Source organism: Mycobacterium sp. E183, from assembly GCF_001667735.1.
Classification (GTDB): domain Bacteria; phylum Actinomycetota; class Actinomycetes; order Mycobacteriales; family Mycobacteriaceae; genus Mycobacterium.
In genome coordinates this window covers 1-530 of record NZ_LZJN01000063.1, presented here as the reverse complement: position 1 = coordinate 530, position 530 = coordinate 1, and the positions used below count along the sequence as shown (strand labels likewise).

Sequence of the window (530 nt, the reverse complement as noted above, 5' to 3'; positions counted from 1 at the left end):
CGCCCGGCGATCGGAAAGCCCACCGCCACATCCGAAGTCGCCCCCAACTTCCCCAACACCACCGCCAACGCGGCCTGCACCACCATGAAACTGGTCGCATTGTGCTCACTTGCCAGCGCCCGCACCCGCCGCTGCAACTCAGCCGGCCACTCCACCACCACCCGCGCACCCCGATAATCAGCCACCAACGGATACGCCCGGTCCGTCGGCAACTCCAGGCGCTCCGGCATCCCCGCCAACGCATCCAGCCAATACGCCAACTGCGCAGCAATCGCACTATGCGGATCGCCCAAGTCCCCGAACTGCGCCCGCTGCCACAACGTGTAATCCACATACTGCACCGCCAACGGCGCCCACCCCGGCACCCCACCGGCACACCGACTCCCATAAGCCACCCCCAGATCACGCACCAACGGCGTAATCGACCACCCATCCGCGGCAATATGATGAGCCACCGCCACCAACACATGCTCATCGCAACCCACACGGAAAAGCGTTGCCCGCAAAGGAATCTCAACCGACAAATCAAA

Annotated in this window: 1 protein-coding gene; it reads right to left on the bottom strand. The window is 64.0% G+C overall.

Features of this window, described 5'->3' with window-relative positions:
* A partial coding sequence (locus tag A5691_RS06350; protein ID WP_156675737.1) for a condensation domain-containing protein occupies positions 1-530 on the bottom strand: 530 nt, incomplete at both ends.